The sequence below is a fragment of the Lysinibacillus sp. genome (assembly GCF_032093475.1).
Taxonomy (GTDB): domain Bacteria; phylum Bacillota; class Bacilli; order Bacillales_A; family Planococcaceae; genus Lysinibacillus; species Lysinibacillus irui.
Genome location: NZ_DAMDAY010000112.1, coordinates 1 through 14,690 on the forward strand (window position 1 = coordinate 1; position 14,690 = coordinate 14,690).

The 14,690-nt window shown below is 40.2% G+C and carries 14 protein-coding genes, 1 pseudogene and 2 riboswitches; of the genes and pseudogenes, 9 read left to right on the forward strand and 6 right to left on the reverse strand.

The window, feature by feature from the left end:
- Positions 1 to 354 (reverse strand): annotated as a pseudogene (locus tag RT445_RS18840) (DNA polymerase III subunit beta); the annotation flags it as partial.
- Between the two features lie 169 nt (positions 355 to 523).
- Between RT445_RS18840 and RT445_RS18845 the strand changes: the two are divergent.
- The 4 genes from RT445_RS18845 to RT445_RS18860 all read left to right on the forward strand — a co-directional run bounded on the left by RT445_RS18845 (position 524) and on the right by RT445_RS18860 (position 3,011).
- On the forward strand, positions 524 to 745 hold the full coding sequence (locus RT445_RS18845; protein WP_274797062.1) for a hypothetical protein: 222 nt from the start codon (positions 524 to 526) through the stop codon (positions 743 to 745).
- A gap of 358 nt (positions 746 to 1,103) precedes the next feature.
- Complete coding sequence (locus RT445_RS18850) at positions 1,104 to 1,715, forward strand: C39 family peptidase (RefSeq protein WP_274797063.1); 612 nt, start codon at positions 1,104 to 1,106, stop codon at positions 1,713 to 1,715.
- Positions 1,716 to 1,876: 161 nt separating this feature from the next.
- Positions 1,877 to 2,060: riboswitch (cobalamin riboswitch) on the forward strand.
- 30 nt (positions 2,061 to 2,090) lie between these two features.
- On the forward strand, positions 2,091 to 2,216 hold the full coding sequence (locus tag RT445_RS18855) for a hypothetical protein (RefSeq protein WP_312506848.1): 126 nt from the start codon (positions 2,091 to 2,093) through the stop codon (positions 2,214 to 2,216).
- Between the two features lie 72 nt (positions 2,217 to 2,288).
- The gene (locus RT445_RS18860; RefSeq protein ID WP_274797065.1) at positions 2,289 to 3,011 is read left to right on the forward strand and encodes a hypothetical protein; all 723 of its coding nucleotides are present in this window, start codon (positions 2,289 to 2,291) and stop codon (positions 3,009 to 3,011) included.
- 464 nt (positions 3,012 to 3,475) lie between these two features.
- On the opposite strand, the gene RT445_RS18865 is transcribed toward RT445_RS18860, so the two are convergent.
- Positions 3,476 to 5,413 (reverse strand): elongation factor G, encoded by a 1,938-nt coding sequence (locus RT445_RS18865; RefSeq protein ID WP_274797067.1) that lies wholly within the window; start codon positions 5,411 to 5,413, stop codon positions 3,476 to 3,478.
- 182 nt (positions 5,414 to 5,595) lie between these two features.
- Positions 5,596 to 5,782, forward strand: a riboswitch (cobalamin riboswitch).
- A gap of 126 nt (positions 5,783 to 5,908) precedes the next feature.
- Here RT445_RS18865 and RT445_RS18870 point away from each other — a divergent pair.
- From RT445_RS18870 to RT445_RS18880, 3 genes are all read left to right on the forward strand, one after another.
- Positions 5,909 to 6,904: an ABC transporter substrate-binding protein gene (locus tag RT445_RS18870; RefSeq protein WP_274797068.1), complete on the forward strand. Its 996-nt coding sequence runs from the start codon at positions 5,909 to 5,911 to the stop codon at positions 6,902 to 6,904.
- Positions 6,905 to 6,963: 59 nt separating this feature from the next.
- The gene (locus tag RT445_RS18875) at positions 6,964 to 7,641 is read left to right on the forward strand and encodes an NAD(P)/FAD-dependent oxidoreductase (RefSeq protein ID WP_274797069.1); all 678 of its coding nucleotides are present in this window, start codon (positions 6,964 to 6,966) and stop codon (positions 7,639 to 7,641) included.
- 72 nt (positions 7,642 to 7,713) lie between these two features.
- Positions 7,714 to 9,702 (forward strand): S9 family peptidase, encoded by a 1,989-nt coding sequence (locus RT445_RS18880; protein WP_274797070.1) that lies wholly within the window; start codon positions 7,714 to 7,716, stop codon positions 9,700 to 9,702.
- An 83-nt stretch (positions 9,703 to 9,785) separates the two neighbouring features.
- Here RT445_RS18880 and RT445_RS18885 read toward each other — a convergent pair whose 3' ends face one another.
- On the reverse strand, positions 9,786 to 10,982 hold the full coding sequence (locus RT445_RS18885) for a class I SAM-dependent rRNA methyltransferase (protein ID WP_274797071.1): 1,197 nt from the start codon (positions 10,980 to 10,982) through the stop codon (positions 9,786 to 9,788).
- Between the two features lie 62 nt (positions 10,983 to 11,044).
- The gene (locus tag RT445_RS18890; protein WP_274797073.1) at positions 11,045 to 11,962 is read right to left on the reverse strand and encodes an alpha/beta hydrolase; all 918 of its coding nucleotides are present in this window, start codon (positions 11,960 to 11,962) and stop codon (positions 11,045 to 11,047) included.
- Between the two features lie 161 nt (positions 11,963 to 12,123).
- On the opposite strand from RT445_RS18890, the gene folA reads away from it, so the two are divergent.
- Entirely contained in the window at positions 12,124 to 12,600 is a 477-nt protein-coding gene (gene folA / locus RT445_RS18895) for a type 3 dihydrofolate reductase (RefSeq protein ID WP_274797074.1), read from the forward strand.
- A 43-nt stretch (positions 12,601 to 12,643) separates the two neighbouring features.
- Here the strand turns inward: folA and trhA are convergent, their stop codons facing one another.
- Entirely contained in the window at positions 12,644 to 13,279 is a 636-nt protein-coding gene (gene trhA, locus RT445_RS18900; protein ID WP_274797077.1) for a PAQR family membrane homeostasis protein TrhA, read from the reverse strand.
- 275 nt (positions 13,280 to 13,554) lie between these two features.
- Here trhA and RT445_RS18905 point away from each other — a divergent pair, with 275 nt between their 5' ends.
- The gene (locus RT445_RS18905) at positions 13,555 to 14,397 is read left to right on the forward strand and encodes a DegV family protein (RefSeq protein WP_274797078.1); all 843 of its coding nucleotides are present in this window, start codon (positions 13,555 to 13,557) and stop codon (positions 14,395 to 14,397) included.
- Between the two features lie 51 nt (positions 14,398 to 14,448).
- On the opposite strand, the gene RT445_RS18910 is transcribed toward RT445_RS18905, so the two are convergent.
- A partial coding sequence (locus RT445_RS18910) for a hypothetical protein (RefSeq protein ID WP_313471289.1) occupies positions 14,449 to 14,690 on the reverse strand: 242 nt, incomplete at its 5' end.

Genomic DNA, 14,690 nt, shown 5'->3' on the forward strand with positions numbered 1-14,690 from the left:
ATAAAAGCCATTTAAATTTGTTATAATTTCGCCAGATTGAATAGTTACGAATTGTTTTTCATTCACGTTGATATGTATTTTATTAGGCAATTTCTTAACAAGCCCACTTAAAAATTTAGCAGAAATCACAACACTACCAGGTTGATAAATCTCCAGTACTTTTACTCCGTCAATCGTTAGAGGAATCACTCTCTCAATGATCATATCAGAATTGCTTCCGACGAGTACTAAACAATGATCATAAGCGATTATCTTAATACCTGCCAGAATGGGGAACGGTGTCTTTAAAGACACAGCTTTAGTAACGTCCGAAATAGCTTTGTTAAAACATTCATGATCTATGATAAATTCCATACAGAACACCTCATTTAATTGTCTATGAAACTATTTCGACAAAAAACAAGAATATCCTATCACAATCAATAAGGAATTTTTCTGAATAATGGATGATTTCTGACTAAACTATGGTAAAATAAACCATAATAGTAAACAAAGATAATTCCTTTGATTGGAGGTTAACCAGATGGATGAAAAGAGGAAGCGCAAATTTCAGGTCATTGGTATAGTTTTAATGATAGTCCTATTAGCTGCGGCGTTTGTGTTATTTTTCTTAGGTCATTATATGGTGGCGTTTGCCTTATTCGGAATTTTTATGCTCGTTCTGAATTTTGTTAGCAATTGGAAGGGACTTGATAATGCAGATTACGTTTATAGAAAAGTTCATAAGCATAATGAGAAGTGGTAATGGGGTACGCAAAACTTTGGTAAGTTGAATAAGAAGCTATTACATAAAACCGCTAGAGGATATGACCGTCTCTAGCGGTTTCCAGTTTCATCGAGTTTAGTAACTCATTACATAAAAAAGCATCACCAAGGAAGAGGAGTCAATTGGAGTTATTATCATGAGGGAACTATATGGCTTTGGGTACGATGCTTACTTTATTACTAGATATAATGGTAGATGGATACCGTTTGGAATTAAAGAAGGTTGTAAATAAATGTACTTTAATGGGTTCGATTGTTTAATTATGCGCTAACGACGATGCAAGTAGAAGGGCTTTGAATATTGTTGTGATATGGCAGCAAAGCATTGGGGGAGTAGTATGTTTATAATTAGAACAGTTATTTTATGGATTATTATATCAACTATGATAAATGCATATTTAATGACATTTCCTGTTCCTGTTTTACGAAAAAGAGGATACCCGGCTAACTATCTAATTAAACGAAATAATAGAATCGACATACAAAATAACAGGGAATGTGCAGGATTTTCAACAGCGTATGTGTTGCGACATTTTGGAATAGAGGCCGATGGTGAAGCATTATATTCTAGTTTCCCTAGTAAAATGAGGTCAGGTAATGTGTATCCAAAGGGCATCCGGACGGTGTTAAGGAAAAAGGGATTGAAAACAAGCTATTTTAAAGGAACAATAGATACATTAAAGTATGAAGTAAGTAAAGGAACACCCGTAATTGTTTTCATTAAAGTACATAAGGATTTTAATAATTTGCATTTTGTCCCTGTTGTAGGATATGACGAGCAGTTTGTCTATCTTTCAGAATCATTAAGGCAACTGGTGAATTGTAATGATGCTAACAATAGCTATAATCGTAAAGTTACTATTAAGGAATTTAAAAAATTGTGGAATGTAAAAAATATTACTATGCCTCTTTATAGCAATACTTATATAACAGTAGAACCTTTATCTTAACACACCGGTGCGATTAGGGTTACAGGTATGTGAAATAGAGGTTTTGTAAGTAAGTGATAGTTTGTAAAATGTTGTGAAAATTGACTTTTAATTCACAAAGATTTACAATTGGATTTAATAATTTATAAGGAATATGGGAAATACTAAATTCCTTATCAACTAAATAGCGTGTAGTAATAGGTGTAAATTGCGTGCAATTTGCTTAAAAGGGAAGTCGGTGAGAATCCGACACTGTCCCGCAACTGTAAATGTGAGCGACTTTTCAGCATCCACTGTCTTTGGACGGGAAGGAGAAAAGAAGCGATGATCATGAGTCAGGATACCTGCCTGTTACGAGTACACACCATAAACCTACGAGGAATAGGAGGTGGCATGTTGACAAAACAGAATGCTCTGTTCGTCACAGTACGTCAAACGCCCAAAGTTCATGAAGGGGTTCATCATCGGGCTCATTCACATTTACTTCGGGTTTGTTTGGCATTGTGTGATGAAGAAAGTTAATGTAAAGGATTTCCTCAAAGAATAGGAAGTCCTTTTTTGTTTTGAAAAAATGTACGCAAAGGGGATGCACGTATGATGTATGTAGAAATGAACATTTGTAAGCAACCACGCACAGAAACAGCCAAGAAAGCGAAAACGAGAATGGCGGTTGAATCACTGATCGATCAATTATTAGCAACGAAGCTCATTCGCAATGATCGTTTCTTTGAGCAAATTTTATATAATAAAGATATTATTTGGATCCAAAATGGGGAGGTCAATGGTCATCTTTTTGCGAAGGCAGCGGTAACTGATCAACTGAAAACGAAGACCAATAGCTTTATGATGTATATGCCGTCCAATCCAATTGTCTATGAGGTGAATGGGGAGCCGTACCATTTCATAACACGTATTGATTCAACACGGGCAAAGCCTAATCTTGAACGGCTGACATTCGAGCCAAAGCCTATTTTAAGTGCTGCACGAGTGAATGATTTACTATGCTCGATTGTGATGCGTTTTTATGAAACGTATATACAGGATTTAGCACCACAGCACGACAAACTCATCGCATTTGTACAGCAGGAATATGCCCAGTTTATTGAAGCGGTACAAGAATTAAATAATGATCATTTTAACTGGCATCCGCGCGGTAACGGCCATGAGCTTTTGCTGAAATTAATTGATCATTTACAACTTATCAAAAGTCATCCAGGCAAAGTGTTAATTGATTTCACAAACTCGCATGACTATGTAATCGTCCAACCAGCATATTTCGTGCACAAACCAACAAAAAAAGCAGTCGGTGCCCTATAAATATAAGCCCTCCAACCAACGGAGGGCTTATTTTAATTAAAGAATATCGCTGCTTGAGTGAAGAATACCCGCGAAAGGGGAGGAAATACCCGCGTTTGAGCGAAGAATACCCGCGGAAGGAGAGGAAACACCCGCGCAAGAGCGAAGAATACCCGCGAAAGAGGTAAACACCCGCGCAAGAGCGAAGAATACCCGCGGAAGGAGAGGAAATACCCGCGCAAGAGCGAGGAATACCCGCGAAAGAGGTAAACACCCGCACTAGAGCGAAGAATACTCGCGAAAGAGGTAAACACCCGCACTAGAGCGAGGAATACCCGCGGAAGGAGAGCAAATACCCGCGTTAGAGCGAGGAAAACCCGCGAAAGGAGCAAACACCCGCGCTAGAGCTAGGAATACCCGCGGAAGGAAGAATCCCTGCCGCCAAGAGCAAATCCCCACGTGAGCGGTGCCACCCAATCCCAATATTATTGGCAATGCATGGCGGCTTGTGCTTCTTGCCAAGGGACGGTGTAGCCTTTGCCTTTCGCGCAAAAGATGCTAGAGGAACTATATTCAGGGTCGGCATTTTTATCGTAGCCAATTTGTGCAATGACTTCCTCGGGGTTATGGCACACATCATAGCCGTCAAACTGTAGTGTTAGTGCGCCCTTTCCATTTGTATAGGCAGCATAGGTTGTGCTATAGCTCATCAAAGTGGCAACGGGCGCACGTCCTGTTAGCACAACATCTGTTTCCGTCAAGATTGGGTCATCGAATGTACCCGCTGCTTGTTGAATGTCGGTCATCATGCGGCCAATAAAGTCATTAGAGGCTTTCATTTTAAAGCGATAGTATGGCTCCAGTAAGACATTCTGCGCTTGCTCAAGTCCTTGGCGTAACGCTCGGAAAGTAGCTTCTCGGAAATCACCGCCCGATGTGTGTTCATTGTGCCCGCGACCTGTCAACAGCGTAAAATGAACATCGGTTAGCGGGAAGCCTGTCAGTAGTCCATGATGCTCCCGTTCAAATAAGTGCTTTTCAACAAGTCGTTGGTTACCTACTGATAAATCATCCGCATGACAGGCATTGCTAAAAGTTATGCCTGTTCCACGTGGATTTGGCTCCATTAATACATGCACTTCCGCATAATGCTTGAGTGGCTCAAAATGGCCATAGCCTGTAACCGTTGTCGCAATTGTCTCCATGTATAAAATTTGTGGCTCTCCGAAAGAAACGACTAATGAAAAACGCTTCTGTAATACCTCAACGAGTACCTCTAGCTGAATAACGCCCATTATATGCACGTGGATTTCCTGGAATTTTTCCTGCCAGAGAACACGTAATGAAGGCTCTTCCGCTTCTAACAAACGAAAAATTTGTAGCACTTCTTTAATATGTTGGTCGCCTTCATATTGTACCTTTGCCTGTAAGGTTGGGACGAGCTCGTACGGCTGCGATTGTGTAGTACTGCCAATGCGGTCTCCAATAGTTGCCTGACTTAACCCTTTAACAGCAAATATCTCACCCGCTTCAACATGTTGAACGGTTTCAAAGCGATTGCCATTATAAAGGCGAATTTCTGTGATTTTTTCTGTTGTCTCGCCAAAGGTAAATTCATCCCGCACATGTAAGGACCCCTGCATGGCCTTCATAAAGGTTAAACGCTGGTGGCCGTCGTGTCGTATTTTAAAAACCTCTCCCTGAAACGGTGCATCCTGTTCAAAATGAGTATCGGTTAATAGAGGAAGCTGGGCAATAAATTCCTGAATGCCCTCATCCTTTAAGGCCGAGCCTGTAAAGCAAGGGAAAGCACATTCACTTGTAATCATGTCCTTTAGCTGTGCTAGACATTGTTCATGTTCCAACGATTCATTCAAAAAGGCATCGAGTAATTCTTCATCTCGCTCTGCCAGCCATTCCATCATACTACTAGAAAGATAATCTGCTCGAAGCGGTTCATCGATCAACAAGACATCTGGTGAGCAATCTTTACGTAGCTGCTTCATGACTGCCTCTACGTTGGCCCCTTCACGATCGATTTTATTGATAAAAAAGAAGGTTGGGACATGATATTTACGTAACAGCTGCCATACTGTTTCTGTATGACCTTGCACGCCCTCCACTGCACTGATAATAATAATGGCGTAATCCATGACTCGAATGGAACGCTCCATTTCAGGGGAGAAATCGACATGCCCTGGTGTATCAATTAACGTGTATGTATCATCGCCGATGTTCATGCGACCTTGCTCGGCAAATATGGTGATGCCACGCTTGCGCTCTAATTCATGATTATCGAGAAAGGTATCCTGGTGATCGACACGGCCTCGGGCTTGAATACTATTTGTATGAAAAAGTACTTGCTCAGAAAATGTTGTTTTCCCTGCATCGACATGCGCAAGTACACCAATTGTTTTGTACATAACCAATCCTCGTTTCTATCCATTGCTTTCTTCCCATTGTAACAGAATTCTCGTAGAAATATTTCTTGTAAAATAGTTCGTCTTTATGTCGAAATAGTGCTAATATAATGGGGATTATGGATGTCACGCCATGTTCCTCATTGCGTGATTAATCTTCTTCTGCTAGTCTATCAATAGTATTAACCATTATAAAATGTATTGGTGCAAATGGCATTTGTCATTTGCTTAAAAGGGAAATCGGTGTAATTCCGATGCTGTCCCGCAACTGTAAATGGGGAGTCTATACAACGTGCCACTGTAGTGTAGCTATGGGAAGGCGTATAGATGATGAACCTAAGCCAGGATACCTGCCAATATGAACTGTTAACTAAGAACCACGAGGATGGGGATAGTGATAAAGGTGACCATACCATTTTTTCACTATGCTTCTCTCTTGGCGACAAGAGGGTTTTTTTATGCCCTCAAAACTATATTCATAACAAAGGAGATTAGGACATGAAGAAATGGAATAGTTTATGGCTCATCATGGTCATTGCCTTAGTAGCTGTTTTAGGCGCTTGTAATGCAACGGACAACAAAGAGTCTGCAGAACAGGGTGAAAAGGTTGAGCCGTCCGAGACAGCAACAACAGAAGTAACGATCGAAAATAATGATACAACGCAAACATATAAGGAAGCACCAAAAAAAGCGATTAGTTTAAATCAGCATGTAACGGAAATCATGCTGGCATTAGGATTAGAGGATTCCATGGTAGGAACAGCTTACTTAGATGATACAATCTATGAGCCATTACAAGAAGCTTACGATAAGGTCCCTGTGCTTTCAGATCAATATCCAACGAAGGAGCAAGTAATTGATGCAGAGGCGGATTTCTTATATGCAGGCTGGAAAAGTGGCTTTGGTGAAAAGGGCGTAGGAACTCCGGAAGAGCTAGAGGCATTAGGGATTCATACGTATTTACATACAGCTTCCAATATGACAAAGCCGACATTAGAGGATATTTTCACTGATATTCGCAATATCGCGAAGATTTTCCGGGTGGAGGATCGTGGAGAAGCCTTAATTGAGCAAATGACGAAAGACGTAGAAAATGTACAGTCGAAATTACCGAAAGATGATGAAAATTTACGTGTGTTAGTGTTTGACAGCGGTGAAAAGGATATCTTTACAGCTGGTCAAAACTTTATGAATGAGCTAGTGACCATCGCTGGTGGTCAAAATATTTTTGGTGATGTGGAATCCGGCTGGACAACCGTATCAAAAGAAGATGCAGTAGACCGTAACCCAGAGGTGGTGGTTGTCATTGATTACGGTGAAACAACAGCAGAACAAAAGATTCAATTCTTAAAAAATGATCCCGCATTAAAGGAGATGGAAGCTGTTAAAAATGAGCGCTTTGTTATTCTTCCGCTATCAGCAGCATCTGAAGGAGTTCGAGCAGCAGAGGCGATTGAAATTTTAGCAAAAGGCTTCTATCCTGAAAATTTTTAATCTAACAACAATCCGAGCTAGCGTTTTTGCTAGCTCCTTTTTCATAAGGAGAGATATCCATGAATGCATTTCAAAAAAACGTACCAGATCAAACCTTCGAAACACTTAGCCAACAAGGCGAATTTACACGCTTAGCTGTCAGTCCTGGCATTATTAATAAGCATTACACGCCAGCACAATTTCAAAAAATAGCCGAGATTGTTGGAGAAAAGGGGGCAATTAAGTATTCGGCTTCTTATAGTATTATAGTATCCGTCCCGACGAGTGCTGCCGCACAAGCTGTTCAAGCCTTACAGGAAGCGGGTCTACATATTGCACCAGCAGTACCTAATATCGTCATGAAGGCATGTGATTTTTGTGATGGTGAAAAAATGGAGGCAGTGCATATTACAGAACAGCTCTATCATACGTTAGAGAGGATTCAGGTCCCTTCGAGAGTGCGTGTTAACGTGAATGGCTGTGCATCTGCCTGCTATAACCCATCTTTTGATGATATAGGACTCGTTTATCAAAACGAAAGCTTTGATGTTTATTTAGGGGCTATACCGATGGGGGCAAAGGCACAGGCTGGCACATTATTTGCAAAAAAGGTAGGGGTAGAACAGATTGAAGGCTTTGTGCTACAAATTATAAGTCTTTATCAGGAGTATGCACGTCCTCATGAGCCCTTTTATAAATTTTATCGTAGAACAAAATCAACTGAATATTGGGAAATAGTAAAAGATTCTATTAAATAGCAGGAATATTACTTAGGGTGTCGAAGTATTGTAATAAGGCAATAAAAATTACAAATCCAAAGGAGTAAGAACATGACATCGAAACAAGGAATTCAACCAGAAGATCTTTATCACTTAAAATCGGTAGCAGATCCCCAGCTATCACCTGATGGCACTGAGGTAATATATGTAGAGACTCGTATTGATGAAAAGAAAAAAGACTATATATCCAATTTATTTTACATACACTTGAAGGATAGAACGCCAAAGCAATGGACATTTGGAGAGGATAGAACAAGTGCTCCTGTTTGGTCTCCGGATGGCAGTCAAATTGCCTTTTTGTCAACGAGAACGGGGCAGCCCCAAATTTATGTTTTGTCAAAAGCGGGGGGTGAGGCAAAACAAGTGACACATTGTAAAAATGGTGCGTCATCTCCTGTATGGTCACCGTGCGGAAAGAAAATTGCCTTTTCTGTTAAGCTAGGGAAGGATGAATCTATCTTAGACAAGGTGGAGGATGAAAAGAAAGAGGAGAAAGAAGTAAAGCCTCTCGAAATAGACAAGATGAAACATAAATCAGATGCAGGTGGGTTCTTGAATTTGGAGCAGTTTACCCACATTGCCATCGTCGATTTGGAATCGGGTGAGCTTGAGCAAGTGACGGAAGGAAATGAACATTTCCATCTTGATACATGGTCGCCAAATGGACAATATCTTACGTATTTAGCAGATAAAGCGGAGGATTTAGATTTCTCATTTAATATCGATATTTTCTTATTAAATGTAGAGACAAAAGAGACGCGCCAGCTTACGCAAGGAACAGGCATGTATTATCAAACATCATGGTCACCGAATAGTCGCTTTATTTCTTATATAGGAAGTGAAAGAGAATTTGAAAATGCTACGCAAGCTAAGCTATGGGTGTATGATTTGCAAGACAATGTGCTGACATGTATCACAGGTGAATTTGATGCACCGATTGGGGATTTTGCTATTGGAGATTTCCTACAAGGTGTAGTGACACCACGTGTTCAATGGCTGAACGATAACAAAAGCTTCTACTTCCAAGTAACAGATCATGGCAATGCGGCGATTTATTTCGGTAATATAGAGGGCGAAATCTACCCAGCTATTCACGATGATCAATATGTCTATGGTTTCTCACTTGATGCTCAACAGGATAAAGCAGTTGTTGCTATTAGCACAACAACAAATCCTGGCGATTTATTTTACATCAACTTGCAAACAGGTGACAGAGAACAGCTAACATCCATCAATGAAGAATTTTTAAAGACGAGAACCTTATCGGTACCAGAAGCCATTGAATTCGAAGGAGCAGAGGGCTGGAAGGTTAACGGCTGGATTATGAAGCCAGTTGGCTATGAAGCTGGGAATAAATATCCTCTCGTTCTTGAAATTCATGGTGGGCCACATGCCATGTATGCCAACACCTATTTTAATGAGTTCCAAATCTTAGCTGCTCAAGGCTTTGCTGTGCTTTATACGAACCCACGTGGTAGTCATGGCTATGGTCAAACATTTGTCGATGCAGTACGAGGTGATTATGGTGGTAATGATTATCAGGATCTGATGGCTGCCGTAGACTACACGTTGGAGCACTATGATTTTATTGACCAAGACCGTCTTGGTGTAACAGGGGGAAGCTATGGAGGCTTTATGACCAACTGGATTGTTGGCCATACGAACCGCTTTAAAGCAGCCGTGACACAGCGTTCCATTTCGAACTGGATTAGCTTCTATGGTGTTAGTGATATTGGCTATTACTTTACAGACTGGCAAATTCAAGCGGGCTTTGACGATATAGAGAAGCTATGGCATCATTCTCCACTGAAATATGTAGATAATGTGGAGACACCTTTATTGATTTTACATGGTGAAAAAGATTATCGCTGTCCGATTGAGCAGGCAGAGCAATTATTTATTGCCTTAAAGCATCGTAAAAAAGAAACAAAATTCGTGCGTTTCCCTGAGGCTAATCATGAGCTATCTCGAAGCGGAAAACCAACGTTACGAATTAATCGACTCGAATATATTCGCGATTGGTTTGTGAAGTATTTATAAGGTTTTATTCGCGGCTTAAGAACTTTCTTAGGCCACTTTTTTACATAAAAAAAGAATCACAGCAAAGTGTGATTCCCTCCTAGTTAGTCGATCTTTTGAATGAATACGACCTTCAAGTAATTAAATTCAGGGTATTCCCGAGGCACACGGAAATCCTTCGGTAAACCGTATTCCTCGACAATTTTATAGCGTGTACGAGTCTCTTTAAAGGCTTGGTCAATAAAGCTTTTAAACTTTTTCATACCAAAGCTTGCATTATTGGTAGAAGCAACAATGATACCGTTTTTGGCCGTAATCGCAATCGTGTCCTTCAGTAATTTAGGGTAGTCCTTCGCCGTTGAAAACGTCATTTGCTTCGTACGTGCAAAGCTAGGTGGGTCTAATACGACAAGGTCGAACTGTAATGCATGACGCTGCGCATATTTAAAATAATGAAAGACATCCATCACTTTTATATCCTGTGCTTCATAATCAATGTCATTGACACTAAATTGCTCAATCGTTTTGGCTAGACTGCGTTTAGCTACGTCCACACTCGTTGTTTTATTAGCGCCTCCGAGGGCAGCTGCCACAGAAAATGCCCCTGTATAGGAGAACGTATTGAGCATGTTGGTGCTGTTTGCATAACGCTCACGTATAGCCAATCGTACCTCACGTTGATCAAGGAAAATGCCCGTCATCGCACCATCATTTAAATGAACCGCATAGGTCATGCCATTTTCCTTCACCATAAGGGGAAATTCGCCAGGCGTGCCCATGACAAAATCATCCTGTTCCATGTACTGCCCTTTACTATCAAAGCGTTTTTTCTCATAAATGGCTTGGTAGTTGACTGTTTCAGCAAGCGCCTCATAAACCACTTCTTTAAATGAATAAATACCCTCACTATACCAACTCACCATATAGTACCCATTAAAAAAGTCAATTGTTAAACCACCAATGCCATCTCCTTCACCATTAAAAACTCGGAAGGCAGTCGTGTTGTCATTGTTAAAAAATGCTGCACGATTGTCGATCGCTTTTTTGAATTTTTTTATGAAAAAAGCTTTATCAATCGTTTCGTTGGCATCTGTTGTCAGCACCCATCCAATCCCTTTATTTTGGATACCGTAGTATCCTGTGCCAATAAATCGATTATGGTGATCCATCAGCTTCAGGAGCGTTCCTTGCTCGGTAGGCAGCTGTTTTGCATTCACTGCATCCTTTGAAATAAGCGGGTAGCCTTTTCTTAATTGATCGGAAAATGGCTGTTGTATTTGTAGAGCAATTGTTTGTGTCATCGTGTCATCCTTTAAAAAACGTTTTGCTCTATTATCGCACTGTTTGAGTGGGATAGCCAAACTTATTTTAGGAATTGGGCGATTTTTTCCACCGTTTCAATCGTTGCATCTTCAAAATAATTCATTTTACTAAAATAGCTATGAATTAAACCTGGCATTGTGACATGCTCTACGGCAACACCAGCGTCCATTAGTTTTTGTGCATAGCTTTGGCCTTCATCAAAGAGCACATCTGCCTCGGCCGCAATAATCATTGTCTTGGGCATACTACGAACATCCTCTAGCTGGAGCGGAGATACAAATGGGTTTGTAAAATTGGATTCATCTGTATAATGCTGTGAGAACCACTTCATGCCTTGGATATCTAAGCCAAAATTTTCACCATATAAGTGATAAGAATCCGTAGTAAAATTCACATTTGTCACGGGATAAATAAGTACTTGGGCTTGTAATGTTGGGCCTCTCATTGTAGAAGCTAAGTAAGCAACAACTGTCGCTAAATTACCGCCAGCACTATCCCCAGCAACAGTCAATTGACTAACATCTCCACCAAACGATTCCATATGGTCATGCACCCATAGTAAGCTATCATAGGCATCATGCAATGGAATTGGGAAGGCGAACTCAGGTGCTAAACGATAATCAACGGAAACGACAATAGCCTGTGCCCGATCTGCTAATAGCTGACAGCCTGCATCAGCCGAATCTAAATTGCCGTAAACCCAACCACCGCCGTGGTAATAAACAATTACAGGTAATGGTTGATCGTGGAAAGGAGTATAAATTCGAAGCGTAATTTTCGCTCCATCTCGTACAGATATTTCTTGATCCTTAATCGACGCAAGCTGTGGTTTCTTTGGTGATTGCCACTGTGTCACCGTACGCGCTGCTCTTGCTTCTTGTGGCGTTACTTTGTAATAAGGCGTACCATGATGCTGATCTTCAATATAATGAACAGCTTCTTTTCGCAATGTAGTCATCTTTATCATTCCTTTATTGTGACGTTTGTTAATTCTATTATAAACTATTCGTATAATTTTACTAGGATTTAGGTGTAGAAAAAGAAAATTCTTTTAGAAATAAGGTGAAACAAGCGAAATGTGTTTATAATAAAAGAGATGAACGTATTTGGAGGGACAGTATGATTTCTTTAATTGTGGCACATGATGACAACCACGTCATCGGGTATAACAACGGCATGCCTTGGCATTTGCCAGGAGATTTGCAGTATTTTAAACAGAAAACAATGGGCAAGCCGATGATAATGGGACGAAAAACATTCGAATCCATTGGTCGACCGCTTCCTGGACGTCGCAATATTGTTATTACGCGTGATAAAAACTATCATGCCGATGGTATTGAAGTCGTGACAAGCTTGGAGGAAGCATTAGCACTAGCTGGAGATGTACCTGAGATTATGATAATTGGTGGCGAACAAATTTTTCGTTTAGTCATGGAGAAGGCTGATCGTTTATACATTACAAAAATCAATCATTCCTTCCAGGGAGATACCTATTTCCCAAGCTATGAGCAGGATTTTGTTCAAGTATCTTCAGAAGAGCCAGAAACAGCACCAGAAGGCTATATATTCCAATATCAAATTTTTGAACGTAAATAAATGAAAAAGCAATCGCTCATTGTGATCGGAGCGATTGCTTTTATTATAGATAAAAATATACACACGCATACATAGAGGCACAACCAGCTAATACAAAGAGATGCCAAATGGCGTGGTTGTAAGGCAGTGAGCGCCATGCATAAAAGATAGCACCAATTGTATAAAAAAGCCCACCTGCTAGCAATAAGGCAAAACCATAAAATCCTAAGAAAAGATAAACAGGCTTAATGGCGAAAATAATTAACCAACCCATACCGATATAAAAAATCAGTGAAAGAACTTCAAAGCGATTAATAAAGAAACATTTAAAAAGTACACCTAGCACAGCCAGTGTCCAAATAATGCATAGTAAAGTCAAACCTAAAGTGCCACCAACGGCAATTAATAAAAACGGCGTATAAGTGCCAGCAATTAAAATATAAATGGACGAGTGGTCTAAAATAGCGAAAAAGTGTTTATATTTTTCTGGCATACTGTGTAGCAATGTAGACATTAAAAACAGGATGATAACAGACGCACCAAAAATACTAAAAGTGGTAATATGTAGGGCATTTCCTGTTTGAATGGCTGCTAACAGTAAGACAACTAGTGCCGGAATACTGGCAATGAAACCAATACCGTGTGTAATGGCATTCCACAGCTCTTCCTTCCACGATTTATAGTCAAATGAATCGATCATTTGAAACACTCCTTTCGTTTATATGTTTACTATACCCCAATAATTTATACATGAACATTTACATTTGTCATATATTTCATCTCTAAAATGTCATAAGGCTGTCATATTCTCTGAGGGGCATTGATAGACAAGAGGTAGGCGAAAACGCTATAGTATCCAAGGTAGCGTTTACATGCTAGAGAAGACAAGGTTTTGCCTAATGACAAATGTCATGTTTACATAATGATTCATTAGTCTATATAATAAATTTTAATGAAGTAAAAGGATGTGTCAAAGTGGGACGAATTCATATAGTAACGGACTCAACTTGTGATTTAACGAAAGAAGAAGTAGCACAACATGGTATACATATCGTGCCTTTAACGATTCAAATTGATGGTGCAACCTATACAGATGGTGTGGATTTAGAACCGCAGCCATTTTTAGGCTTAATGAAAAATGCGAAAAATTTACCAAAAAGCTCTCAGCCAGCTCCAGGAAAATTTAAAGAATTGTATGATGAGCTTGGTAAAGATGGAGATCAAATTATCTCTATCCATATGACAGGTGGCATGAGTGGAACGGTTGAATCAGCGCGACAAGCCGCACAAATGACAGATGCGGATGTAACGGTAATTGACTCGCGTTTTATTGCCATTGGTCTTGCCATTCAGCTTCGAGAGGCGATTAAAATGCGAGATGCAGGTGCTACAGTAGCGGACATAGTGGCTCGCCTTGAAAAAGTACGCGAAAACACACATTTGTATGTTATTGTAGATACACTTGAAAACCTCATTAAAGGAGGTCGAATCGGTAAAGGAACGGGCTTTATCGGTTCACTCTTAAATATCAAAGTCATTGCCAACCTAGAAGGCGGCGTTTACAATCCGGTTTCCAAGGTACGTAGCCATAAGCAGGTAGTCAATTTCTTATTTAAACAATTCCAAGCAGACACTGCCGGAAAAACAGTCAAGGCAGTTGGTATCTCTCATGCAGATGGCCTAGTCACAATGGGGAATCCATTAAAAGAATTAATCGAAGGCACAGGCTTTACCGATGTAGAAATTGCCTTCACATCCCCAATCATCTCGACACACACGGGTCCAGGCGCCATCGGCTTTATTTATTTTGCAGAATAATAGCAAGGAGCCACTACATAAGTAATTGTAGTGGCTTTTTTCATGCTTTGCTTATTTTGCCATGATCATTTTAGTGGTAAGGAAGAGCGGTTTCGAAGCGATAATGATCACTTTAGTTTGAAAGAAGAGCGGTTTTGATACTAAGATGATCACCTTAGTGGTAAGGAAGAGCGGTTTCGAAGCGATAATGATCACTTTAGTTTGAAAGAAGAGCGGTTTTGATACTAAGATGATCACCTTAGTGGTAAGGAAGAGCGGTTTCGAAGCGATAATGATCACTTTAGTTTGAAAGA

Excerpts from the sequence above, each read along its gene's own strand:
- RT445_RS18850 (WP_274797063.1), top strand. The coding sequence starts at position 1,104 with ATGTTTATAATTAGAACAGTTATTTTATGGATTATTATATCAACTATG.
- RT445_RS18890 (WP_274797073.1), bottom strand. The coding sequence starts at position 11,962 with ATGACTACATTGCGAAAAGAAGCTGTTCATTATATTGAAGATCAGCAT.
- RT445_RS18875 (WP_274797069.1), top strand. The coding sequence starts at position 6,964 with ATGAATGCATTTCAAAAAAACGTACCAGATCAAACCTTCGAAACACTT.
- trhA (WP_274797077.1), bottom strand. The coding sequence starts at position 13,279 with ATGATCGATTCATTTGACTATAAATCGTGGAAGGAAGAGCTGTGGAAT.
- RT445_RS18845 (WP_274797062.1), top strand. The coding sequence starts at position 524 with ATGGATGAAAAGAGGAAGCGCAAATTTCAGGTCATTGGTATAGTTTTA.
- RT445_RS18885 (WP_274797071.1), bottom strand. The coding sequence starts at position 10,982 with ATGACACAAACAATTGCTCTACAAATACAACAGCCATTTTCCGATCAA.
- folA (WP_274797074.1), top strand. The coding sequence starts at position 12,124 with ATGATTTCTTTAATTGTGGCACATGATGACAACCACGTCATCGGGTAT.
- RT445_RS18870 (WP_274797068.1), top strand. The coding sequence starts at position 5,909 with ATGAAGAAATGGAATAGTTTATGGCTCATCATGGTCATTGCCTTAGTA.
- RT445_RS18880 (WP_274797070.1), top strand. The coding sequence starts at position 7,714 with ATGACATCGAAACAAGGAATTCAACCAGAAGATCTTTATCACTTAAAA.
- RT445_RS18860 (WP_274797065.1), top strand. The coding sequence starts at position 2,289 with ATGATGTATGTAGAAATGAACATTTGTAAGCAACCACGCACAGAAACA.
- RT445_RS18865 (WP_274797067.1), bottom strand. The coding sequence starts at position 5,413 with ATGTACAAAACAATTGGTGTACTTGCGCATGTCGATGCAGGGAAAACA.